This is a genomic window from Lachnospira hominis (ex Hitch et al. 2025) (assembly GCF_040096395.1).
In the GTDB taxonomy this organism is placed as follows: domain Bacteria; phylum Bacillota; class Clostridia; order Lachnospirales; family Lachnospiraceae; genus Lachnospira; species Lachnospira hominis.
This window is the reverse complement of the sequence record NZ_JBBMES010000016.1, coordinates 1-23,397: the sequence shown is the minus strand read 5'-3', so window position 1 is coordinate 23,397 and position 23,397 is coordinate 1. Positions and strand designations below refer to the sequence as shown.

Annotated in this window: 20 protein-coding genes, 5 pseudogenes and 1 CRISPR repeat array; of the genes and pseudogenes, 22 read left to right on the top strand and 3 right to left on the bottom strand. The window is 36.1% G+C overall.

Annotated features, from left to right (window positions below):
- Positions 1 to 4 precede the first annotated feature (4 nt).
- The 16 genes and pseudogenes from WMO38_RS12080 to cas2 all read left to right on the top strand — a co-directional run bounded on the left by WMO38_RS12080 (position 5) and on the right by cas2 (position 16,477).
- Positions 5 to 709 (top strand): hypothetical protein, encoded by a 705-nt coding sequence (locus tag WMO38_RS12080; RefSeq protein WP_349162880.1) that lies wholly within the window; start codon positions 5 to 7, stop codon positions 707 to 709.
- Positions 710 to 720: 11 nt separating this feature from the next.
- Positions 721 to 1,326, top strand: a complete 606-nt coding sequence (locus WMO38_RS12075; RefSeq protein ID WP_349162879.1) for a hypothetical protein — start codon at positions 721 to 723, stop codon at positions 1,324 to 1,326.
- A gap of 46 nt (positions 1,327 to 1,372) precedes the next feature.
- A complete protein-coding gene (locus WMO38_RS12070; RefSeq protein WP_349162878.1) occupies positions 1,373 to 2,173 on the top strand; it encodes a peptide arginase family protein in 801 nt (266 codons plus the stop codon).
- A 186-nt stretch (positions 2,174 to 2,359) separates the two neighbouring features.
- Positions 2,360 to 2,758: pseudogene (locus tag WMO38_RS12065) on the top strand (L-arabinose isomerase family protein); the annotation flags it as partial.
- Between the two features lie 110 nt (positions 2,759 to 2,868).
- A complete protein-coding gene (locus tag WMO38_RS12060; protein ID WP_022431225.1) occupies positions 2,869 to 4,458 on the top strand; it encodes a xylulokinase in 1,590 nt (529 codons plus the stop codon).
- Positions 4,459 to 4,558: 100 nt separating this feature from the next.
- Complete coding sequence (locus WMO38_RS12055) at positions 4,559 to 5,254, top strand: L-ribulose-5-phosphate 4-epimerase (protein WP_349162877.1); 696 nt, start codon at positions 4,559 to 4,561, stop codon at positions 5,252 to 5,254.
- Positions 5,255 to 5,300: 46 nt separating this feature from the next.
- Positions 5,301 to 5,432 (top strand): annotated as a pseudogene (locus WMO38_RS12050) (alpha-galactosidase); the annotation flags it as partial.
- Between the two features lie 100 nt (positions 5,433 to 5,532).
- Positions 5,533 to 5,970, top strand: coding sequence for a hypothetical protein (locus tag WMO38_RS12045; RefSeq protein WP_349162876.1), 438 nt, complete (start codon positions 5,533 to 5,535; stop codon positions 5,968 to 5,970).
- Between the two features lie 11 nt (positions 5,971 to 5,981).
- Entirely contained in the window at positions 5,982 to 6,233 is a 252-nt protein-coding gene (locus WMO38_RS12040) for a CRISPR-associated endoribonuclease Cas6 (protein ID WP_349162898.1), read from the top strand.
- A 42-nt stretch (positions 6,234 to 6,275) separates the two neighbouring features.
- Entirely contained in the window at positions 6,276 to 8,039 is a 1,764-nt protein-coding gene (locus WMO38_RS12035) for a CRISPR-associated protein (RefSeq protein WP_349162875.1), read from the top strand.
- Positions 8,040 to 8,041: 2 nt separating this feature from the next.
- A complete protein-coding gene (locus tag WMO38_RS12030; protein ID WP_349162874.1) occupies positions 8,042 to 8,986 on the top strand; it encodes a type I CRISPR-associated protein Cas7 in 945 nt (314 codons plus the stop codon).
- A gap of 3 nt (positions 8,987 to 8,989) precedes the next feature.
- Positions 8,990 to 9,733 carry a type I-B CRISPR-associated protein Cas5b gene (gene cas5b, locus WMO38_RS12025; protein ID WP_349162873.1) on the top strand — a complete coding sequence of 248 codons (744 nt, stop codon included), beginning with the start codon at positions 8,990 to 8,992 and terminating at the stop codon, positions 9,731 to 9,733.
- Between the two features lie 39 nt (positions 9,734 to 9,772).
- Complete coding sequence (cas3, locus tag WMO38_RS12020; protein ID WP_349162872.1) at positions 9,773 to 12,448, top strand: CRISPR-associated helicase Cas3'; 2,676 nt, start codon at positions 9,773 to 9,775, stop codon at positions 12,446 to 12,448.
- A gap of 184 nt (positions 12,449 to 12,632) precedes the next feature.
- Positions 12,633 to 14,484: direct repeats of the CRISPR family, unit length 30 nt; unit sequence GTTAAACAGTAACATAGGATGTTTTGAAAT.
- Positions 14,485 to 14,639: 155 nt separating this feature from the next.
- Complete coding sequence (locus WMO38_RS12015; RefSeq protein ID WP_349162871.1) at positions 14,640 to 15,134, top strand: CRISPR-associated protein Cas4; 495 nt, start codon at positions 14,640 to 14,642, stop codon at positions 15,132 to 15,134.
- A gap of 55 nt (positions 15,135 to 15,189) precedes the next feature.
- Positions 15,190 to 16,188: a type I-B CRISPR-associated endonuclease Cas1b gene (gene cas1b, locus WMO38_RS12010; protein ID WP_349162870.1), complete on the top strand. Its 999-nt coding sequence runs from the start codon at positions 15,190 to 15,192 to the stop codon at positions 16,186 to 16,188.
- Positions 16,188 to 16,477, top strand: a pseudogene (gene cas2 / locus WMO38_RS12005) (CRISPR-associated endonuclease Cas2). Before cas1b ends, cas2 begins: the two are co-directional and overlap by 1 nt.
- 233 nt (positions 16,478 to 16,710) lie before the next feature.
- Here the strand turns inward: cas2 and mobC are convergent.
- A pseudogene (gene mobC / locus WMO38_RS12000) lies at positions 16,711 to 16,911 on the bottom strand (plasmid mobilization relaxosome protein MobC); the annotation flags it as partial.
- A gap of 115 nt (positions 16,912 to 17,026) precedes the next feature.
- On the opposite strand from mobC, the pseudogene WMO38_RS11995 reads away from it, so the two are divergent.
- Positions 17,027 to 17,362, top strand: a pseudogene (locus WMO38_RS11995) (hypothetical protein); the annotation flags it as partial.
- Positions 17,363 to 17,514: 152 nt separating this feature from the next.
- Here the strand turns inward: WMO38_RS11995 and WMO38_RS11990 are convergent.
- On the bottom strand, positions 17,515 to 18,810 hold the full coding sequence (locus WMO38_RS11990) for a tyrosine-type recombinase/integrase (protein WP_014080634.1): 1,296 nt from the start codon (positions 18,808 to 18,810) through the stop codon (positions 17,515 to 17,517).
- An 86-nt stretch (positions 18,811 to 18,896) separates the two neighbouring features.
- Positions 18,897 to 19,526, bottom strand: a complete 630-nt coding sequence (locus WMO38_RS11985; protein WP_003505395.1) for a helix-turn-helix domain-containing protein — start codon at positions 19,524 to 19,526, stop codon at positions 18,897 to 18,899.
- 174 nt (positions 19,527 to 19,700) lie between these two features.
- On the opposite strand from WMO38_RS11985, the gene WMO38_RS11980 reads away from it, so the two are divergent.
- The 5 genes from WMO38_RS11980 (at position 19,701) to WMO38_RS11960 (ending at position 23,080) form a co-directional block, all read left to right on the top strand.
- The gene (locus WMO38_RS11980) at positions 19,701 to 19,931 is read left to right on the top strand and encodes a helix-turn-helix domain-containing protein (protein ID WP_003505382.1); all 231 of its coding nucleotides are present in this window, start codon (positions 19,701 to 19,703) and stop codon (positions 19,929 to 19,931) included.
- Between the two features lie 144 nt (positions 19,932 to 20,075).
- Positions 20,076 to 20,390, top strand: a complete 315-nt coding sequence (locus tag WMO38_RS11975) for a relaxasome subunit MobC (protein ID WP_015559870.1) — start codon at positions 20,076 to 20,078, stop codon at positions 20,388 to 20,390.
- Complete coding sequence (locus WMO38_RS11970) at positions 20,390 to 20,695, top strand: hypothetical protein (RefSeq protein WP_349162868.1); 306 nt, start codon at positions 20,390 to 20,392, stop codon at positions 20,693 to 20,695. Before WMO38_RS11975 ends, WMO38_RS11970 begins: the two co-directional genes overlap by 1 nt.
- Positions 20,671 to 22,392: a MobA/MobL family protein gene (locus WMO38_RS11965; protein WP_117874908.1), complete on the top strand. Its 1,722-nt coding sequence runs from the start codon at positions 20,671 to 20,673 to the stop codon at positions 22,390 to 22,392. The genes WMO38_RS11970 and WMO38_RS11965 overlap by 25 nt, the downstream gene beginning before the upstream one ends.
- Positions 22,370 to 23,080, top strand: coding sequence for a DUF6040 family protein (locus tag WMO38_RS11960; RefSeq protein ID WP_349162867.1), 711 nt, complete (start codon positions 22,370 to 22,372; stop codon positions 23,078 to 23,080). Before WMO38_RS11965 ends, WMO38_RS11960 begins: the two co-directional genes overlap by 23 nt.
- Positions 23,081 to 23,397 lie beyond the last annotated feature (317 nt).

The window sequence follows — 23,397 nt, the reverse complement described above, 5'->3', positions numbered from 1 at the left end:
TAGCATGGATACTGTGGATTTGATTATTAAATCATCAACAGAATTTTATAATGATTTGAAGGTTGATGAGAATGGTCGATATCGTTCTTGGGAACACTGCTATTCACATTTCATAAAAGCACGAGGGAGCCAAGAGATTGATTATGATTATTTGAGTTTGCAATTGGCCTTTTATTTGGCTAGTTGGGGAATGTATCGTGGTTCATCCTTTTTATTGCAAAAGGATTATAAAGTACATATTCCAGTAGTGGAAGAACTGTTAAGTGAGAAGTATGATGTGCTGGCTGGAATTGAGTGTGTTAGCTTTAGAGAAAAAAGCAATCAACAATTACTTCTAGATATAAATTCGTTTTTAGGGCAGTATTACGATAAAATCAGACGAGAAGTAAAAGAGCAAGAATTAAAAAATCAATTGTCCTTTACACTAATCACTAAAATACTTATGGGAACTCTTGGTTGCGTTCCTGCATACGATAGATATTTTATAGCGGGCATTAAAAATCAGAAGGTCGCAACCGGTAATTACAACTTGAAATCTATTATGCAGCTTGTCGATTTTTACGAAAAAAATTCTGCTCGATTTGAACCAGTTAGAGAGAAAATGGAAGTTGAAGGTATGCCGTATCCACAGATGAAGATGATTGATATGGGATTTTGGCAGGTTGGTTTGGAGTTGGATACAAATAAGGGAATACAGACAGCTCACTAGGAGGTAGAAACATGGAATATACACCAATGGAAAAGGATGTTCTTGCTATGATGCAGAGAACTGATTTTAAGAATATATCAAAAGGTGATGTGATTAGTTTTGCATCAAAGATAGGCGAACTTCGTCCTGAAGTGGCTAAAGAAGTGCTTGCACAGTTTCCTGAATTTGTTGGATTAATGAAATCTTCATTAACTGAATACAAGGGGATGCTTGATACAATTGTAAGTAGTGATGATGCAAGTATTAAGGAGTATTACGGTGTAGCAAACAAAGAAATGGATCAGGCTGCAGATAGTAGAAAACAGTTTTATGCTTTTGTAAAACAAGTGCAAGCTGATTGCAGTAAACTTCTCGATAATCCCAACCTTCCTCCTGAGATGATGATTGAGATATTAAACAGAGAGGCTGAACTTGTAAAAATGGCGAATGAAAAAGATACAGAGATTCGTCAGCAAGAAAAAGAAATCGAAGACAAGGTAAATAAAAAGGACTCTGAAAAGAGAGAGTTCAACTGGAAACTTGTCGGAGGTATCAGCTTTGCTTTGATGACTGTAGCTGGAATTAGTGCTGGGGTTCTTGGCGGAAAATTCGATCTTAAGTTTCCTAAAAAAAGCTAATCGTGAACTAAAAGGTGATTGAATACTGAAACTTGGAGGTGCTGACATGAGAGTGTTGGATTTGGATATGGATTATTTCATGACAGAAATAGCTAACACACCATTTTCTTGTAAGGAAAGACTTGCTGAAGAGGATTATGGAAATTCAGTATGGTCTGCAGAAGAAATTCGACAATTCTTAGAGCAAAATTTAGGATTGTCAAAAACACACAAAATACCGGGAAGAATTGTAAGTGGGCATAATGAATCACTATTCTTTTGGGAAGAACTTATTAATTGCAAAAAGCTTTCAGATTCCTTTGATGTTGTTCATGTTGATTCTCATGCTGATTTAGGCTTGGGAGATGCATCATGGAGTTTTTTGCAAAGTGAGTTTCTTACACTTCCGATTGATTCAAGAAGAAAAATAAGCGAGTATGAATTTTGCAATAAAATAAAAAGAATTAGTATTGGTGACTATTTGCTTTGGGCAGTTGCATATAGAATGGTTTCATCTATTACATATTGTGCAAATCCTCATAGTGACAAGAACGATTATGTACTTGACACGTTAAAGGATTTTCATGAAGAGTACATTTGGGATAAACCTGTAAAAAATTATATACAGTTAAAGTATAATAAAACGATGGAAATGCCTGATTATGATTCGTCTGACGCATATAAGAAAAAATATCTCGAGGGTGCAATAAAAGATCCAGAAGTGGAACTGTTAATAATTCCAACGATTGAGGATGTGAAATTTGACGGAAACTTTGATTATGCAGTTATGGCACAATCGCCCAACTACACCCCGGCAAGTGCAGATTTCATACTGGATATTTTCAGAGAATATATCGAAGAAATATAATTAGCTGCTAATTTGCCTATACAAATTATAGGGCAATTCAAGGTTATCATAGGCTCGAAACCCTAGATTTTAAGGAAAAAAGTGCGTTCCAACATTTCCTTGTACAATAGGGGTTGAGTATGTTTTTCGTTGAACAACCGAGCCATGTCGAGACGGTTGTCTTGCTTTCCAAGGGAATGGTCGATAGCAGAAAAGATTGCATCCTGGATGCGTACCGCAGTGGGCATTGTAGAAAGCAGCCATATCCGTGTGATGCGTGTTGCAGACAATATGCGTAACGTTGCTGTTACCGAAGGTAATAAGGTAGAAGCACAGATTAAGTTCGGTTGGGAAGTGGATGTTTATCCGGTTGATGAGATTGCCCAGTCTGTAGATGCGGTGTCTTAAGCAGATGTAAATACTCTGGTAGAAGAGTATTATGATAGGTATGAGATTTTACTGGAAGGCAGAGATGAGAAGGAATTCCGTAAGCATGTAGCGGTGCAGGCACAGATTGAAATCGGCTTTGAACGTTTCTTAGAGGAAAAGAACTATCAGGCCATCGTGACTCATTTCGGAGATCTTGGTGCCTTGAAGCAGCTTCCGTGACTTTAAACGTGACATGATGCTTGGCGAGGTATTCTATAAGTAAGCACTAAGAAAAACAAGCGACTGCGAAGCAGGCATTTGTGTCAAAATTACAAGGAGGTATTACAATGGACGCAGCACAATTAATTATTGAGGGAAAGGGTTACTTAGGTATTGAGTTTGGGTCTACCAGAATTAAAGCCGTTCTGGTGGATAAGTCAGGAAATGTATTGGCATCCGGTGGACACAGCTGGGAAAACCGTTATGAAGATGGTGTCTGGACCTATTCTCTGAACGATATCTGGGATGGCTTACAGGATTGTTACAAGGATCTTAAGGAGAATGTGAAGAAGGAGTACGGTGTTACCTTAAAGCACTTAGATGCCATCGGATTCTCTGCGATGATGCATGGTTATCTGGCGTTTGATGAGAATGATACCATTCTGGTTCCGTTCCGTACCTGGAGAAATACGATTACAGAGGAAGCAGCTTCAAAGCTTACTGCAGAATTTAACTATAACATTCCGCAGAGATGGAGCATTGCACATCTTTATCAGGCAATCCTGAACGGGGAAGAGCATGTTCCCTATGTGGATTTCTTTACAACACTGGCAGGCTATGTTCATTGGAGACTGACCGGAAGAAAGGTACTTGGAGTCGGTGATGCATCGGGAATGTTCCCGATTGACATTCACACCGGGGATTATGATCAGGCGATGATTCAGAAGTTTGATAAGCTGGTTGCGGATCAGAATTATCGTTGGAATCTCCGTGATATTCTTCCGAGGGTGTTAGCAGCAGGAGAGGAAGCAGGTGTGCTGACCGAAGAAGGAGCTTCCCTTCTTGATCCGAGTGGGGATCTGCAGGCAGGCATTCCGCTCTGTCCCCCGGAGGGTGATGCAGGAACCGGTATGGTCGCAACGAACAGCGTTGCGAAACGAACCGGTAATATCTCTGCAGGAACCTCCATATTTGCCATGGTAGTTCTGGAAAAGGAGCTTTCCAAGGTATATCCGCAGATCGACCTTGTAACTACGCCGGATGGTGCACTGGTTGGTATGGTACACTGTAATAATTGTACTTCAGATATCAATGCGTGGGTGAATCTGTTCAGGGAATTCGGTGAAATGTATGGTTTAACCTTTGATATGAATGATCTGTTTACAAAGCTTTACAGTGTTGCATTAAAGGGTGATCCGGACTGTGGCGGAATGATTTCCTATAATTACTTTTCCGGAGAGCCGGTTACCGGTTTTGATGCCGGTGCACCGTTGTTTGTACGTGATGCCGAGAGTAAGTTTACACTGGCGAATACCATGAGAATGCATCTGTATTCTGCACTTGCAGCTTTAAAATCCGGTATGGATCTGATGCTGAAGGAAGAGGGTGTCCAGGTAGACCAGTTATTTGGACATGGCGGCTATTTCAAAACAAAAGGTGTCGGACAGAGAATTGCGGCAGCAGCTATGAATGCACCGGTATCGGTTATGGAAACAGCCGGTGAGGGCGGTGCCTGGGGTATTGCTGTTCTGGCTGCATTCCTTGCTAAGAAGAAGGACGGCCAGAGCCTTGGCGAGTTCTTGAATGAGGAGATTTTTGCCGGAAACAAAGGTGTTAAGATGGATCCTATGGCAGAGGATGTCGAGGGCTTTGAGAAGTTCATGGAGAAGTATATGAAGAATCTCCCGGCTGAGAAGGCTGCTGTTGAGGCACTGTAGACATATTTTAAAAACATGTAAATGTTGATAAAGATTTAAGAATAACTATAAGATAAACATCTTAAAGTAAGAGATAAATATTTGGAAGGAAGGTTATGTCATGTTAGAAGAATTAAAACAGAAGGTATACGAAGCAAATATGCTTCTTCCGAAATATGGTCTGGTAACATTTACCTGGGGTAATGTGAGTGCTATTGACCGTGAAACCGGATATTTTGTGATTAAGCCAAGTGGTGTGGATTATGAAATTATGAAGCCGGAAGATATGGTGGTTATGGATCTTGAAGGAAACCGTGTGGAAGGAAGGTATAAGCCATCCTCCGATACACCGACCCATCTGGAGCTGTATAAGGCGTTTCCGGAAATAGGTGGAATTGTACATACCCATTCTTCCTATGCAACGAGCTGGGCACAGACCGGAAGAAGTATTCCCTGTTATGGTACGACTCATGCGGATTATTTCTACGGAGAAATCCCCTGTGTGAGATGTCTGACGAAGGAAGAGATTAACTCTGCTTACGAAGAAAATACCGGACACCTGATTGTTTCGGAATTTAAACGTATGAAGAAGGATGTAATGGCAGTTCCTGCAGTGTTGTGCAAGAATCATGGTCCTTTTTCCTGGGGCAAGGATGCAAAGGAGGCCGTCCATAATGCGGTGGTTCTTGAAGAGGTTGCCAAGATGGCATATCGAACCGAGCTGATTCATCCGCAGGTAGCACCTGCCCCGCAGGAATTACAGGATAAGCATTATTTCCGTAAGCATGGTGCAAATGCATATTACGGACAGAATTAACAGGATATCGAGAGGGTATAAAACAGATGAAGATAAAACAGCACCTATGGGGTGGAACAGCTTGGATTGTTATGGAGCGGCTGTTACAGAAGATATTGTACGACGGAACGCTGAATTTATGGCTGAGCATCTGAAGGAGTACGGTTGGGAATATGTTGTGGTGGATATCCAATGGTATGAGCCTTATGCTGCAACCAATTATCTGAGATGTATTATACAAATATAATAAGTTTGAAAATAAATTTATTTGAATGATTAAAGAAAGGAGGCAGCAGAGTATGAAAATACATGTATATGAAATGAGATTGAAGTTATATGTATTAAAAGATATAACATATCAGGATATGCTTTCGTCAGAGGCGGCATTTATTGATTCGGCTCTTGCTAAAGATGAGAAGTGGGGCAGATTCCACGAATGTAATTGTTTTAAATTATACGTTTACAATGGAATGCATCCGCTGGAAAAAGAAGGTGTGTATAAAAAGGATAATATATATACAATTATTATCAGAACAGTTAATCCTGAACTTGCATCATATTTTTCAAAAGTATTAAGAAATCATTATACCGATAAGTTAAAAGGGCTTACTGTTGAAAACAGAATAATTCATAAAAAAATGATAGCGGAATTATACGCTTTGACACCGGTAATAATGAAAAGCGATGAGGGGTATTGGAAAAACAAAATATCGTTAGATGATACGAAAGGCTTTTAAAAGAGAATCTCATAAAGAAATATAATGAGTTTACTAATCAGAAGCTGGACGAGAACTTTGAACTTTATACCCATATAAAATTTATTAACAAGAAACCGATAGCTAATCTGTATAAAGGAAAGATTAAACTTTTAGGCGACAAGATTAGTATTAAAATCGCTGACAACAGTACAGCACAAGAGTTGGCATATTTTGCATTGGGAAGTGGACTGGCAACTTCCAATTCGAGAGGATTTGGATTTTGCAATTATGTACCAATGTAATTAACGTAAATGCACTTAAATAAAATTGGGGAGGTGAATGTAGTGTTACAGGAATGTATAGAAATATTTAAAGAACAGATGGAAAAAGAAGCCAAGGCAGGAAGAGATATAATATTAGATGAATACAGACCTGCTGAAGGTGATTATATAATTGTAAAAAAAGACGGCTCATTGATGTCATGTTCTATAAAAGAAGATAAGAAAAAAAAGACGCTGGAAGGAATTAACGAATCAGATTTCTTATATAGAGATATATGTTTTTATGATTATCATAGCCGGCTTATAAGCATGGATAAACCGCAGGACTCTAAAAAGATAGTACATTCTAATAATTATATGTCGTTTTGGGTGAAATACGAAAGCTTCGATAACGGTAAATTAGATGTTCAGGCAATAGACAGGTATTTTGACGTGCTTATTAATCCAAGAGAAAAGTATAAAAATGCTGACCGTGTTATGTATGATTTTATTTATCAGCAGATAGGTGATGTTGATACACAACAGTTGGAAAGCAACAGAAAATGGATAAAAGAGAATATATTTCAGCTTGATAAAACGGAATTGAATTTACAAAAAAAGAAGTATCTTAAAATATTTTTTGAAGATGACAGGGATACATATATTAGAGAAGAAAAAAGATATGTTATGACTAAGATTTATAATAAAAATGATTATAACATAGAAATTAATAATAATATGTACGGACTGCCTAATGATAATTTGGGACTTAATTCAAAGAAACCGTATCTTGAGCATAAAACAAGAAAATTACCTGTGCCTAATCTGATAGATGTAAAACAGGTATTATTGCAGAGAAAGTTTTTTGATTTTTTGGCAAACAAGGCAAATGCCGGGCTTACGAATGTTTTCTTTGAGAATGAAAGCAGGGAAATTACGGCATACCCGAACGGTGAATTTGAAAAGGGGGATTTTTCGGGATATTTTTTGCAGATTCAAAAGGGAAAATCTGTATTGATTAAATATCAGGACACAATAGTTGATTACAGATATAATCTTCAGAAAAATTTTGTTTTAAAGAAAATATTAAACTGGACGCCAAACAAGAATTCAACTCAAAGTAATAATGTATATGAAAATTACTATGATACTTATACGGATAAAAATAAAATATTTACGGTTTTGGATGACGTATTATTTTTTAAATGTTTAAAAAGAAATCTTTTTAATGATGTGGAAGATATTATGGTTGATAATCCGTGTATTAAAAGAAATATAATTATGTCAAGAGATATAATATTTGCATGGATTTATAAGGGGCAGAAAAACGGTGCTCAAAATGTTATAAAAAATGTCGGTATTGATATAATTAAAAACTCAATAAATGCGGGGTATATGGGGAAAGCAGTATTACAGTTTAATATGCTGGCTTCTTTTGAAGAATATTTTGGAGGAGAAGATATGAAGAATAAATATAGTGAGATTCGTTCAAGTATTAAAACAAAAATCAACAGTAACGATTATCAGGTATGTGAAAGCGATGATGAATATTTATATGCGGTGGGACAACTTATAAGATATTTTGTATCACTTAGCAAGATAAAAGACAAGGCACATTCGCTTGCAAATCCTTTTTTGAGTTGTACTGACAGTAAACAGTTGGCAAAGAAGCTTGAGCATTATTTTAAAAAATATAATTATAACTATAAAGTCAGTGACAAGAGAAGCAATAAATTGTATACATTGGTTTCAAATTATGAATATGACAAAAAGATAGACACGACAATGGTTATTGCCGGATATATAAGCGATAATCTGGTATATGAATCTGACAAGGAGGAAAATTGATTATGGATAAAAGAGTTTATGGTGTATTGGGAATTTCGTCAATAATGGCAAATTGGAATGCAGATTTTTCGGGAAATCCAAAGACAGTTGAAAACGGAGATATATACGGAAGCGATAAGGCATTAAAATATCCGATGAAAAAGATGTGGAATGATGAAGGAAAGAAAGTCTTGTACATTAAGAGCATGAGATTTTCTGATGGGGCATTGATTCCTAAGACGTTAAAAGAACGCTATGAAGAATTATTTGAAGTTGATGATTTAAAGGATTGCAAGGATTCAAAAGAGGTGCTTGGCAATTTGATGTCAGCGGTTGATGTTAAAAATTTCGGTGCGACATTTGCGGAAGCGAAGAATAATTTTTCAATTACGGGAGCTGTTCAGTTTGGACAGGGATTTAACAAATATAGTGATACAAGCATAGAAGAGCAGAATATATTATCACCGTTCAGAGATGGAAAGAAAAAAGAGGGGGATAACGGTAAGAGTGAAGAGGCAAGAAATACCACATTGGGAACTAAGATAGTTTGTGATGAGGCACATTATTTTTATCCGTTTGTAATTAATCCGCTTGCATATAAAGAAATGCAGGAACTTGGAATAAAAAATTCCGAGTATACACAAGAAGATTATGAGAATTTTAAGCGAACAGCGATTGTATCGGCAACAGCATTTGCAACTAATTCAAAAGAAGGGTGTGAAAATGAATTTGCAATTTTTGTTGAGACCGATGCAAAGTTGTATCTTCCTAATTTTACAGAGTATATAACATTTGAAAAAGGTGAAGAACTTAATATAATTAATATAAGTAAGTTGTCAGAGATTCTTAATGAAGTTGCAGATAGGATAAAAGACGTTGAGATATATTACAATCCATATACAACTGAATTGATTTCAGGAATCAATAACGAGAAAAGGTATAATATAGTTACGCAAAAAGAGGTGTAATATATGGAAACTTTAAAATTTACACTTGCTGGACAGAATGCTTTTTTTAAAAAACCCGATGTTAATGAGTATTGTTATTTTACTTACGGACATATACATAAGGTTGCATTGCTTGGAATGTTGGGGGCAATAGCTGGATATAAAGGATATGGCTCAAAGTATGAGACTGTGAAAAAAAGCAAAATACTTAGTGAAGATTATCCGGAATTTTATGAAAAATTAAAACAAATTAAGATAGCTGTAGTACCTAAGAATGAAAACGGATATATTCAAAAAAAAATTCATACATTTAATAATTCCGTGGGTTATGCAAATAAAGATGGTAATCTTATTGTAAAAGAACAATGGCTTGAAAAGCCTGTGTGGGATATATATATATTGCTTGACTGCAATGAGTCAGAGCACATAGCGGAGCTTCTTCAAAGCAGAAATTGTGTATATTTTCCGTATCTTGGAAAAAATGATCATCCGGCAGATATTAAAGATGTAAAAAGATTAGCTTTAAGAAATATAACAGATAAGGAAATCGTGATCTCAAGTCTGTTTTTAAAAAATACGGGTGAAATGGCGGAATTAGATGAAGATGACGATACGGGAATAGTCAGATATTGTGAAAAACTTCCGGTCGCACTTAATGCGTATACTAATCTTTATGAGTATGATGATTTTTGCTATACAAATGTACCTGTTATTGTTAAAAACGGTGAATTGTATAAATGTGAAAATGACATATTACAATTTTTTTAAAATAAAATAAATTTTCAAATATAAAATAAGGAGCAGGGGATGAATTGGGGAAAAATAATGTTGTCTGTTGATGAATTTATAAATTATTCAGACAAATATTATGCACATATAATACAAGAAACATCGGAAGAAATATCAAGAACAGAAACATTAACAGAGCATACGAAACTTTGTCAGAAATATTTTATTATGCTTGCCGAGGACAAGAAGTTTGATAAAATAATAAAAATATTTGAAAATGAATATTTACTGAATTTTAGCGAAAAAGCACTGGAATTATTTGAATATATGAGTGTTAATATTCCTACGCTGCACGATATGGGAAAGATAAATCCGCGGTTTCAGAAAGATAAGATGCGTAATAAACTTTACTTTAAAATTGAGGCAGATGAATACGGAAATATAAAGAGTAATCATTCTATTATTTCATCAATATTTTATCTTGATTATTTTATAGAAAAAATTGCATCAGAGGAAGACAAGGAAAATATCAGCAAAGAAGAAATGTTGGTATTAAAAGATTTTGCTTACATATATTCATTTATTATATCGCGACATCACGGAAATGTAATTGATTTTCAGAATTATATGATTAGTTTTAAACCGGATTATTCCGATAATATCGGATACCGGGCATATGAATGGTATAAGTTATGGAAACAAGGGATTAGGTCAGAAAATGTTGATAAAAACATTGAGAAAAATAAATTATATAATGAAAATTTTAAAATGAATGATGTTGTTAAACTGACAAAACAATACAGTTCTTCGGATAAAAGTAAAATGTATAAAAGAATTTCCAAAGATGAAAATAAAAAGAGCGTGTATCTGTATGGCTGGACAAGATTTCTGTATTCATTACTGGTAGCAAGTGATTATTATGCAACATCAGAGTTTATGAATGGTGTTAAGATAACGGAATTTGGAGGAATTGAAAGTATAGATTGTATTTATAAAGAATACACGAACGGAAAAGTTCAAAAAAGTATAGAAAATTATAAATATAATATATATCCGATGTCATCAGAACAATTAAAAAAGACAAAAAATATTAATAATTTAAGAACTGAAATGTATCTGGATGCCGAAAATGAATTGTCGGATAATATAGATAAGAATATTTTTTATCTGGAAGCACCGACGGGAAGCGGTAAGAGCAATACATCAATGAATCTTAGTTTTAATCTTGTGAAACAGTGTGCGGATATAAATAAAATATTTTACATATATCCATATAATACATTGGTTGAGCAGAATATAGCTTGTATTGAAAAATTATTTGAGAATAACAACAGAATAATGTCACAAGTAGCTGTTGTTAATTCAATTACTCCGTATAAAAATAAATCGGATAATTTCAATGAAGAAAAATTAATTGATAAGGATTATCAGAGAATACTTTTGGACAGACAGTTTTTTAATTATCCGATAGTTTTATCGACACATGTAACTCTTTTTAATATGTTATTCGGTGACAGAAAAGAAGATTTATTCGGATTTCATCAAATATGTAATTCGGTGATAGTGCTGGACGAGATTCATACATATAAAAATTCTTTGTGGGGAGAGATTATAACATTTTTGAGTGCGTATGCAGATTTGTTTAATGTTAAAATAATAATTATGTCTGCTACGCTTCCAAATTTGGATAATCTTATAAATAATAATGAAGCAAGTGTGAGGCTCATAAAAAATAGGGAAAAATATTTTGCTAATCCTATTTTTAAAAACAGAGTTATACCAGATTATTCATTGTTGAAACAAGGAAACAAAAAGATAACATTAGAAGAGTTAAAGGTTCATGTGTTAAAAAATCAGCATAAACGTATAATTGTTGAATTTATTAAAAAGAAAACGGCACAGGAATTTTATAGGTTAATAAAAAATGACACAGAAGAAGGGGTTACTGTAAGATTAATGACAGGCAACAGTAATATTCAGGAAAGAAAAGATATTATAAATGAAATTAAGGAATTAGAGTCTGTGATTCTTGTGGCAACACAGGTTATAGAAGCAGGGGTTGATATAGATATGGATATAGGTTATAAGGATATATCGAGGCTTGACAGTGAAGAGCAGTTTATGGGGAGAATTAACAGATCGTGTAAAAAAGAAAATTGTATAGTATATTTTTTCAATTATGATGATGCAGGAAAAATATATATAAACGACGCCCGTCTAAATACAGGAAGAACACTTGAAGATGATAATATTCGATTAATGCTTGAAAGTAAAGAATTTGACAGTTTTTATAAGTCGGTTTTTGAAGATTTATCATATGTGTACGGGAAATATGGTGAAAATAACCTGAACGATTTTTTTAAAAAGAACGCAGGACATCTTGATATGAAAAATGTATCAGAACACATGAAATTGATTGATGACAATTCTGTAAAGATGTATTTGTATCTTAATATAGAAAAGCCCGGACTTGATTATACGGCAGCGGAGCTTTGGGAAGAATACAGGTCATTGCTTGAGGATACACAGCTTGCTAATAACAGGTATCCCGAGAAAAAAGTAAAATTGCAGGATGTCAGAAGCAAAATGAATACTTTTATGTATCAGGTCCGGCCAAATTTACAATGGGTTAAATGCGGCGATTATGAACAGATAGGTGATATATATTATATTGATAACGGACAGGATTATCTTGATGAGTATGGAATGATTGATTTAGACCTGATTGAGGATAATGAAGAATTATTTTTATAAATGCCGTAAAAATTACCAACCGCTTACTACTGGGAATATCGAGTAAACATAGTAAAATTCTAAGATTAAAGTTTATATAAAGACGCACTTGAAAAGATGATTGGCTGGCTGGTAATTTTGAATAAGATAGTGTAATATGGGCGTATATAAAGATTTAAGTTGTGAAAACGGCTTAAATACGTTGGTTAAACAGTAACATAGGATGTTTTGAAATAAGGAAAGCAAAACGGAGGTAAGAAACAATGAGAAAGTTAAACAGTAACATAGGATGTTTTGAAATTATTTAATTTCGTAAAGAGAAAGTTTCCTGGCTAGTTAAACAGTAACATAGGATGTTTTGAAATGTTGATGCTATTTCTGCTTGCAAACATATTAATAGTTAAACAGTAACATAGGATGTTTTGAAATACGTACCAATCTGTTATCACAAGCTCGTTTTTTCTGTTAAACAGTAACATAGGATGTTTTGAAATAGGGTCTATTACTGTGGTAGTGATGCCTAAAACGGGTTAAACAGTAACATAGGATGTTTTGAAATCATGATACTAGGTAATTACTACCTTTTGTAACTTAGTTAAACAGTAACATAGGATGTTTTGAAATAAGGACGAAAAAACAAAGAAATAATAGGCGAATACGTTAAACAGTAACATAGGATGTTTTGAAATTATATTTCCATGATTGTGGAAATATCGAGGTTGATGTTAAACAGTAACATAGGATGTTTTGAAATAGGATTCAAATATATATTATACCGTCATCCTCATGCGTTAAACAGTAACATAGGATGTTTTGAAATGTATAATTTATTTCTTTTTCTTTAAGTTTTATTGCGTTAAACAGTAACATAGGATGTTTTGAAATGTCTTTCATGTTTTTTCTTCTGTCTCCTGTTCATAGTTAAACAGTAACATAGGATGTTTTGAAATTATTCCGCCGGTGAGGTCGGGCTTGGAAACGTAGGAGTTAAACAGTAACATAGGATGTTTTGAAATGATGAACAGTCAGATGTCGTTAAAAGAAAGCATGAGTTAAACAGTAACATAGGATGTTTTGAAATCCGATATTCGCAACAATGCTGTTGCTAAATTCTGTGTTAAACAGTAACATAGGATGTTTTGAAATATCAGTGTCGACGGTTCTGAACCCATCCGCAAAAGTTAAACAGTAACATAGGATGTTTTGAAATCCAAGACCACCTTTTGATGACCTTGTACGGAATTCGTTAAACAGTAACATAGGATGTTTTGAAATTTGGAAGACGCAGGAGATAAAGATTCAAGCTGTGATGTTAAACAGTAACATAGGATGTTTTGAAATATTTCATATTTGATATATCTCAAGTGCGGCTCTTCCAGTTAAACAGTAACATAGGATGTTTTGAAATGTTGTACGATACGGCTAGTAAGTTGTGGGCGGAAGTTAAACAGTAACATAGGATGTTTTGAAATGGATATAAGCGGAAAGCTTGACAATACAGCAACAGGGTTAAACAGTAACATAGGATGTTTTGAAATGTATAAAGACGACATTTTCGGTGAGGATAACAAGACGTTAAACAGTAACATAGGATGTTTTGAAATTGTATATTACAAGGTCACTCCTATATTTAAGAATGAGTTAAACAGTAACATAGGATGTTTTGAAATATACCCTCTATCGGAAAACCGAAAGTTTTCCATTTCTTAAACAGTAACATAGGATGTTTTGAAATCTTGTAATGTCTAATATGACATTTACGCCGCGAGGTTAAACAGTAACATAGGATGTTTTGAAATAATGGTAGTCAGATAAAATAAGAATCCAGCATTTGTTAAACAGTAACATAGGATGTTTTGAAATTTGCCTGTTCAAACGGAGACAGTCCGCCTTTTACGTTAAACAGTAACATAGGATGTTTTGAAATTTATCAAGTTTGTCGGTAAAACCATTTGACAAGTTTGTTAAACAATAATATTGGATATTTTGAAATGTGACAGTTGCGGCAAACTTTGAACAGCAAATGTATTAAACAATAACATAAAATGTTTTGAAACGATGTTGAGAGTGGGCATGCAACTACCACAACAGTTTAAACAGCAACATAAGATGTACTATAATTTAATTTATTTTGTTAATGTCACAGCAACATAAACAGGCATTAAAAATAAAATCATTAAATTAAATATTAAAGTGTGAACGGAGGGATGATATGAATATTAACGGAACAATAATTAATTATTATTTCCACTGTAAAAGGCAATGTTATTTACATGGTAACAGGCTTAATATGGAAGATAATAGCGAACAGGTGAAAATTGGAAAAGCTATACATGAAGAAAGGGCAGAAAATAAAAACAATACGGAAATAGCCATAGATAATATCAGATTGGATAAGCTTACAAAAGAGTATCTTACAGAAGTTAAAAAGTCAGATGCCGACGCAGAAGCCGCAAAATGGCAGTTGTTATATTATTTAAAAGTATTGAAAACTAAAGGTGTTATAAGAAAAGGCAAGTTGGAATTTGTTGAAAAAAATAAAAAAGACAAAAAGATTATAATAATAGAACTTACGGATGAAGTAGAGAAGGAACTGGACAAATATATTGATGAAATAGAACAATTATTAAATCAAGATAGGATTCCTGAATGTATCAACAAGTCAACTTGTAAAAAGTGTGCATATTATGAATATTGTTATATTTAATAAAATATAATGCCAATTATTTACTGAAAAATACATCTATGAAACGGAGGTTTATATGGGGAGTACAAGGTATATTATGTCGATGGGGGAACTTACGAGAAAAGATAACTCGTTATGTTTTAGAAAAGACGGTAAGAATGTATATATTCCGGTGGAAAATACCAAAGAAATATTTTGCTTTAATGAAGTGAGCATAAATACAAAATTATTGGATTTTTTATCACAAAATAATATTATAATACATTTTTATAATTATTATGGCGGATATAGTGGTACATATTATCCGAGAGACCATTATCTTAGCGGAAAACTGCTTGTCAAGCAGGTAAATAAATATAATGAAGACAGGATGAGTATAGCAAGACCTATTGTAAAAGGAATAGGATTAAATATATATGAAATATTGTACCATTATTATAAACATGATAAAAAAGAGGTAAAAGAAACAATCGACTGGATTAAGAAGAATTTTATTCCATCTGTTGACAATGCAAAAGACGTAAAAGAATTAATGTCTTATGAGGGCGAAGTATGGATGAAATTTTATGCCGATTTTAAATATTTTCTCCCGGAACATTTTGTAATGAATAAAAGAGTTAAGAGACCGCCGGATAATCCTATTAATGCACTTATATCATTTGGTAATACTTTATTATATACCAAAACAATATCGGCAATATATCAGACGCATCTTGACCAAAGAATAAGTTTTTTACATGAACCGTCTGAGGGAAGATTTTCGCTGAGTCTTGATATAAGTGAAGCGTTTAAACCTGTTATAGTGTTCAGGACAATATTTGATTTGGTTAATAATCGTAAATTGCAAGTTGAAAAACATTTTGAGAAAAACGTGAATTATTGTATTTTGAACGAAGAGGGAAGAAAAATATTTATTCAGGCATTTGAGGAAAGGCTTGAAAATGTTTTTTTACATCCGTCGTTAAAAAGAAGGGTCAGTTATAGAACAGCAATTAAACTTGATTGCTATAAGCTTATAAAAAGTATTTTGGAAGAAAGAGAATTTATTCCATTTTCGTTGAAAGAAGGGTTATAGTGAAAAGAGAAAAAAATTACAACTATGCATTTTTGTTTTATGATGTAGGAGAAAAGCGTGTGCAAAAAGTATTTAAAATATGCAAAAAATATTTATCACACTACCAGAAATCTGTATTCAGAGGGGATATGACACCGTCGAAATTAATATCCTTGAGAAATGAATTAAAAAAAGTTATAAATGATGATGAAGATTTGTGTGTATAGTAAAATTAATGAATGATAACGTATTTGGAGAGGAAGTGCTTGGAAATGCAGCTCATGAAACGGGAGAGGATTTGATTATATAAATAATAAAAATAATAAAACGTTGCTTATGTAATATCGCAGGCACTACAGCAATTATATGCTATAGTGCCTGCAAAATATGTATAAAAAGAGTAAAGTGGAGGGCTTGGTTAAGGTATAATGATGGTAATAATTCCGTCGGTAGTGTTCAGCTTTCTGTCAGTAAGCTGCTCGGTTGTTATCAAATAATAATAAGTTGAGCAATGGCTTCACATTGCCACTTCTTATATGTAATCTATTGCTTTATCAACGGTTGCTTTGATAGCATGGATTTTTGTGTATGCCATACTTCATTCATCAACTCCTTTACTTCATTCATATCGTCCTGATAGATGTTTCCGGTACTGTTTATCCGTTTTGTAATCTGATTCAGACTTGAGCTGATTTGTCCAAGCTCTGTATTATAATTTCGCAGATAACTGTAATCGGTTTGCCATTGTGTCACGTCCTTTCTAAATTTGGGTACAAAAAACTGCTGTAAAATGTTCGATTTTTACAACAGACGGTTTCGTATTTTATTCAATTTTGGGTGTAACTACACATAGCAAAATGATAATGTGGATATAACATCTGCAGAGACTAAGGCAACATATGATGAGATAAAGAAGTATGTGGCGGAACATAATGCCGGCATGAAGGTTTCCAATCTGTATATCTCACAGGTAAAGAGAAAATGCGGAATTGAAGTTGGAAAGAATTTGTGCGTTGCAACGAGGAGAATGGACTGCTTGCAGGGCAATTCGACGACTGCCGCGACAGACTTGGAAATTGTTCCAAGTCCTAATTTACCTAAAAATGAAGATAGCAGGCAGCCACAGTGTCCAGAAGATAAAGAGAGCGCAATTGTGGAGGCATTGAAGTATTTTAAGATGATTCAGCAGAAATAAAAAGTGTTTGATAAATCGGGATTTGTGGAGAGATTTCTTGAACTTTCCTTATTTTACGGGCTTTCCAGCCCCTTAAATAGTGAAATGATATGTATTTTCCCTTATTTTTGACCTTATGCGGAATCAGCAAGGGAAATAAGGGAATTTTTTATTTAGTCGTTGCCTGCCACTTTATCAAGAAGTCTGGCGGAGTTCCGCTTTGCCTTTCTTGTAGAGTGGGCGTAGACATTCATTGTGGTACTGACATCAGAGTGCCCTAACAGTTCCTGCACATCTTTTGGGGCAGCTCCGTTTGAGAGGAGGTTGCTTGTGTAGGTGTGTCGCAACTGGTGGAAATGGAAATTCTCAAATCCGTCCAGCCTTTTTGCAACTGATCGGCAGGCAATGCTGAGTGTGCTTGGCAGTTCCAGACATCCGTCCGGTCTCAGGCAGACAAAGGAGATTTCCTTGTAATCTACCGGGATTTCTTCGGTTCCGTCCAGATGATAATATTCATAATACACTCTGTTTTTGTCCTGTGCTTCCTTGTAGAAATTGCGGTGGTAAAGTTCACCATACTGCATCCGGCTTTTAAGCTGTTTTTTTCTGGCGGTTTTCAGTATTTCAGTCAGAGTATCGCCAAAATCAACAATCCTTACTTTCTTTCGCTTGGTCGGTCCGATGATGTTTTTATGTTTTGTGCCATCATAGCGGATACTTCTTTTAATGGTCAGGCATTGTTCTTCAAGATTGATGTCCTGCCATGTCAATCCGCAAACTTCACCGATACGAAGTCCCGCATAGTATGCGATCTGGATTGGCAGGATTGCAGGTGGATTCTTTACTTTGAGGTATTCTATCAGTCTCTCATAATCTTCATGGGAAATAGGCTGTATGCCTTCTTCTACCTCATCATCTGAGAATAAATCCACATCCTCTGCCTGTTTTTTCAGCTTAATATACTGCATAGGATTAAAAGTAATCAACTGTTTTGGAAATACTGCAAACCGGAAAGCCTGTTGTAATACTGCTGAAAAGGAATGGATGTAATCTTTACTGTATCCTTTTCTCACTTTTCCATCTGGAAATTCCCCACCGAATGTAAGCAGATCGAGAAATGCCTGTAAATGTTCAGCAGTAACGGTTTTTAATTTGCGTTCTGCAATCGGATGTTTCTTGATACAACGGATTGCACCAAGATAATTTTCCACTGTACCATTGCTGAGTGTTCCGACTTTCAGTTCTTCTTCCGCCCACATATCAAGAAGTTCTCCTACAGTAAGATTATCTGTCTTTGCGACAAATTTCTTGCTTTCGTAATCATCCATTGCCTGACGGAGCAGTTTTTCCGTTTCACTTTTACTTTCTGTTCCAGCGTATTCTTTCTGAACCAGATTGCCGCTTGCATCTTCTACATAGAAGCGGTAGTACCATTTCTTTCCTTTTTTTCTTACAGATCCTTTTGCCATAATCGTGTGTCTCCTTTCGATATCAGACAATCGGAACTGATGAAATGCTTCTTGCGTGTAAGTATATCATAACTCCGGTTGTCGTTCTATACCGAATCGGAATCCTCATACAAAACTTCTGATAAAAGATTTTCAAGCCTTTGTTCTGCCATTTCCGGTTTCTTGGAATAAAGCCTTACGATATCTGCCATGTCGTTAAAGGCATTAACAGTGTGGGTGATCTCCCGGAGAAACATAATCTCGTTATATTCATCATTCGATTCAAACCCCATTACTTTTGCAATATCAGCTTCATTCGTGTTGCCCTTGTAATTCTTGCAGGCAAACTGGAATGATTCCAGAAACAGGTTATATTGCTTTAACATCAACAGCAGTAAATCTTTGGAAAAAGCATCTTCCTTTTTACTAAGGTCGAGAGGTAACTGTTTGAGAATATCGCCCATTGCATCACGAATCTGTAATTCTTTCTTATCCGTAATATCGGTTTCGTATTCATCGGTTTCCCCTCTGAGCCATTCAATAGATACATGAAGTGCTTCCGAAAGACCTTCCAGCACCATCTTTTTGGTATTGTCAATCGAACCATTCTCATAACGCAGGATTGTGGAAGCGGTAACTCCCATCTTCTCTGCAACATAAGGCTGTGTCAGATTTAATTCCAGACGACGCTGTTTTGCCCTGCTGCCTATCAGCTTGCGTAGTTCTTTATCTTTCATGCTGATTGCCTCCTTTTTCGGTATGTATGAATTATAGCATGTACCTCACGTAATTGCAATATGCAATATAATAATTATTTTTAAAATTTCATAACGCTTGACAACACAATATAAAACCGCTATACTAACAGCACAACAAAAATTGCATAATGCAATTTATAAGGAGGTGACAAGATGACGGAAAGAAAGATTGCATTATCCATCGAGGAAGCAGCCGACTATACAGGAATTGGCAGAAACACTTTGAGAAAGCTGGTTGAATGGAAGAAGCTTCCGGTATTAAAAGTCGGAAGAAAAGTCCTTATTAAAACTGACATTCTGGAAAAGTTCATGGAAGCCAACGAGGGGCGAGATCTGAGGGATAAAGGAAATGTAAAAGCTGTCACAAGAAATGTGGCAACTTAAAAAGGCGGCTTCCTAAGAAACCGCCAAAGGTTCTATCAGACCGAAGCCATGATATACCTACACGCAAGAGGATTATACCATGTGCTTCTCCTGATATGCAACCGGGAACTGTTGTTTATCGGAAAAAGAAAGGATGAAGACGATATGGCGAAATCAACAAAGACTTATGAAGAAAGAATACGTGCATTAGAGAAAAAGGAACAGGAAAGCATCGAAGCTACCAAAAAGCTCATTGCACAGCGAAAGGAACTGGAAAAGAGAAAGAAAGCCGAGGAAAGTAAAAAACGAACCCACAGGCTCTGTCAGATTGGCGGTGCGGTGGAATCGGTTCTTGGCTGTCCGATTGAAGAGGAAGATTTACCAAAGCTGATAGGCTTCTTAAAAAGGCAGGAAACAAACGGAAAGTTTTTCTCAAAGGCGATGCAAAAAGAACCATTTACAGACATGGAGGAAGTGTGATGGCAGATGGAGTGGGTTTTCCATTCCCTTCATTGCTTTTGAATGAAGGGCGCACTTATGGACAACCAGAGGTCGTCCTTATAAGTTTGCCACAAGTGGCAACCGGTCTGCGCTTACGCTTGCCGGGCTCGTTCCGTCGGCGGGGCTTTCAGCCAGACCTGCTCATGCCGCAGGGGGCACTCTTGCGCAGAGGGCGTTCCGACAGCTTCACTTCTGCCAAACCAGAAGAAGATGCTGTCGGAAATCAATGCCGGATACGGCAGAAAGGGGGAATCGTATCATGGCGATATTTCACTTTACAGTAAAGATTGTCGGGCGCAGTAAAGGAAAATCTGTCATATCCGCATCGGCATATCTTAATGGAGATGTGATGAAGAATGAGGAAACAGGCAGAATCAGTTACTATACTTCCAAAAAGGAAGTCGTCTACACCAGTCTGATGATGTGCGAAAATGCACCTCCTGAATGGCTGCATGTACCGGAAGAAAATATAAAAAGGTTTCAACAGTCTATCCGTTATAAAAGAGCGGATGATAAAGATGCCGCACTGGAAAAGTTTAAAATCACATTTCAGAAACAGCGTCTATGGAATGAGGTATTGAAGATAGAAAAAAATGCAGATGCACAGCTTGGACGCTCATTTGAATTTTCCCTGCCGAAAGAATGGAGCAGACAGGAACAGATTGATTATACAACCGAATATATTCAAAAGACTTTCGTGGACGAGGGAATGTGTGCCGACTGGAGCATACACGATAAGGGCGACGGGAACCCACATGTGCATTTACTTGTAACCATGCGACCATTCAATCCAGACCACTCATGGGGCAACAAGGAAGTCAAGGACTGGGATTTTGTCAGAGATACTGACGGAAATATCGTGGTTGATGAATCCCACCCGGACTGGTGGCAGGATAAGAAAAATCCAGACCGTCATGGAATCCGTATTCCGGTACTTGATGAAAACGGAGTACAGAAAGTCGGGGCAAGAAACAGAAAACAATGGAAAAGGGTTCTGACTGACGCTACAGGCTGGAACAATCCAAAGAATTGTGAGTTATGGCGAAGCGAATGGGCAAAGATGTGTAACCGGCATTTATCCATAGACAATCTGATTGACCACCGCTCTTATGAAAGACAGGGCAAATTGAAAGTCCCTACGATTCATGAGGGTGCAGATGCAAGGAAGATTGAGGAAAAATATCTCACCGGGCAGATAAGGAAAGGTTCATGGAAGGTCGAGGAAAACCAGATGATAAAAAAACAAAATGCACTGCTGCAAAAGGTAATTGCAACCTTTGGTAAGGTATCCGGTGCATTGTCGATGTGGAGGGAGTGGTTGAATGACATTAGAAGAAAGCAAAGAAGTAATTCCCATGATGGAAGCAATGATTACACAGATAGAGGAACAGCAGAATATCATGGCAGAGATGCTTCAGGAGATACAGGAAAAGGACGAGAAGCTGATGTGCTTTCAGGAGCAGGAAGAACGATTGCAGCAATTAGAGAAAGAATTGTCAGAGCTGCTACAAATCTTACCGGATACAGAAGAACTGTTGATGCTTCTGGAAGAAAAGACAGACCAGATACAGAAACTCACAGACGAAAATCAGCAATGGCAGGAATTGGCACAGAAATTAAACAGCGAGAACCGGCTATTGCAGAAACAGAACAGCGAATTACTGAACTTGAACAGCAATTAGAGAAAGGAAGGTTGATTGATGAACGAATTAAGAAACTCAAAGAGCGACGATCAACTGGAAGAGTTGCTTCTGCTGACAGAGCAGATGCAGGAAGAACTCGACCAGAAAGACCGTACTATCAGGGAACTGAAAGTGCAGCTCGACGAATCGCTGACCTTGAACGAGAAGTTAAACAGCGAGAACAAAACAGAGAACATTCAAGCCTTAAAGAACGACTTGAGGAAAACAAAAGAATTGTTGCAGAGCGAGAAAGAGAAAACACACACCGTCCAAGCCATGATAGAGGAATGTCGAGATAAGCAGAGACAGGCAGAACAGGAACGGGATTATGCACTCTCCCATCAGAAAAAAGTAGAGATACCGGTTGAAAAGCCGGTACTCTATCAAAAGTGCGGGAATTGTAAACAGACAGCTTATCTGAAAGCCAAGGAAAAGTATGATATGCAGAGGGAAAAACTGGCAGGCAGATATAAAACAAAAACAGCCATGTATGAAGCATTGATGTTTCTGCTGATATGGTATTCCGTATCAACTACTCTTTTTCAGATGATACGGTCAAAAATATTTATTTCTGATTGCGTGGTATTCTTTGATACAATCGCAACTTTCACACAGACCATTGCTGGCTGGGTTGTACTGGCAGGAAAGAACGTGGCACAGATTAGTGATGGAATATCCAATCCTGTCGTTGCCGGAATTATAAACTGGCTGATAAGAATATTGATTTGCGGTGGATGTCTGGTGGGTGTGGGAATACTTTTGGCATTCATCGAAATAAAGATTGCAGGGCTATATAAGAAATACTGTTGGGATATGATTACCATAATGGTGATACTTGTAAGTATGGCAATAGCTATCTACTTTGGGGATTGGATAAAGGAAGTATTGCCAATCAATCTGCTATTTCTCTTATTATTCGTGCAACTGGTATATGTTGGAATCAGGTGGTATGTAAAGGGATGGTGGGAAAACAGAGGTTATGTTTAAAAATAAAAAAATTGTCTGAGACGCAGCGAAGTAAATAAAATGAGTAGTATTATAGGAAGTCAGCAGTGCGTGAATAAACTGCTGGCTTCTTTTTTGATAGATACAGTCACTCTCAGAGAGTGTGCTGGATAGTAAAGTTATAATATCAACATGACGATATAGAAAATGCAGGGAAGCATTGTATTTCAAAGAGTTTGAGATACAGAGCTTCTACTAAGGCAGTGGTCATCTTGTAAAAATATGGTCTTTGTGTGCGTAATATGGTCGTTTGATGATATGGGACTAGGAGAACAGGTTATTTTATCCGATAAAGAAAG

Coding starts and splice junctions, on each gene's coding strand:
- WMO38_RS11960 (WP_349162867.1), top strand. CDS start 22,370: ATGATAGAGGAATGTCGAGATAAGCAGAGACAGGCAGAACAGGAACGG.
- WMO38_RS12070 (WP_349162878.1), top strand. CDS start 1,373: ATGAGAGTGTTGGATTTGGATATGGATTATTTCATGACAGAAATAGCT.
- cas1b (WP_349162870.1), top strand. CDS start 15,190: ATGGGGAGTACAAGGTATATTATGTCGATGGGGGAACTTACGAGAAAA.
- WMO38_RS11985 (WP_003505395.1), bottom strand. CDS start 19,526: ATGAAAGATAAAGAACTACGCAAGCTGATAGGCAGCAGGGCAAAACAG.
- cas3 (WP_349162872.1), top strand. CDS start 9,773: ATGAATTGGGGAAAAATAATGTTGTCTGTTGATGAATTTATAAATTAT.
- WMO38_RS12055 (WP_349162877.1), top strand. CDS start 4,559: ATGTTAGAAGAATTAAAACAGAAGGTATACGAAGCAAATATGCTTCTT.
- WMO38_RS11980 (WP_003505382.1), top strand. CDS start 19,701: ATGACGGAAAGAAAGATTGCATTATCCATCGAGGAAGCAGCCGACTAT.
- WMO38_RS12030 (WP_349162874.1), top strand. CDS start 8,042: ATGGATAAAAGAGTTTATGGTGTATTGGGAATTTCGTCAATAATGGCA.
- WMO38_RS12045 (WP_349162876.1), top strand. CDS start 5,533: ATGAAAATACATGTATATGAAATGAGATTGAAGTTATATGTATTAAAA.
- WMO38_RS12015 (WP_349162871.1), top strand. CDS start 14,640: ATGAATATTAACGGAACAATAATTAATTATTATTTCCACTGTAAAAGG.
- WMO38_RS11990 (WP_014080634.1), bottom strand. CDS start 18,810: ATGGCAAAAGGATCTGTAAGAAAAAAAGGAAAGAAATGGTACTACCGC.
- cas5b (WP_349162873.1), top strand. CDS start 8,990: ATGGAAACTTTAAAATTTACACTTGCTGGACAGAATGCTTTTTTTAAA.
- WMO38_RS11965 (WP_117874908.1), top strand. CDS start 20,671: ATGGCGATATTTCACTTTACAGTAAAGATTGTCGGGCGCAGTAAAGGA.
- WMO38_RS12080 (WP_349162880.1), top strand. CDS start 5: ATGGATACTGTGGATTTGATTATTAAATCATCAACAGAATTTTATAAT.
- WMO38_RS11970 (WP_349162868.1), top strand. CDS start 20,390: ATGGCAGATGGAGTGGGTTTTCCATTCCCTTCATTGCTTTTGAATGAA.
- WMO38_RS12060 (WP_022431225.1), top strand. CDS start 2,869: ATGGACGCAGCACAATTAATTATTGAGGGAAAGGGTTACTTAGGTATT.
- WMO38_RS12075 (WP_349162879.1), top strand. CDS start 721: ATGGAATATACACCAATGGAAAAGGATGTTCTTGCTATGATGCAGAGA.
- WMO38_RS11975 (WP_015559870.1), top strand. CDS start 20,076: ATGGCGAAATCAACAAAGACTTATGAAGAAAGAATACGTGCATTAGAG.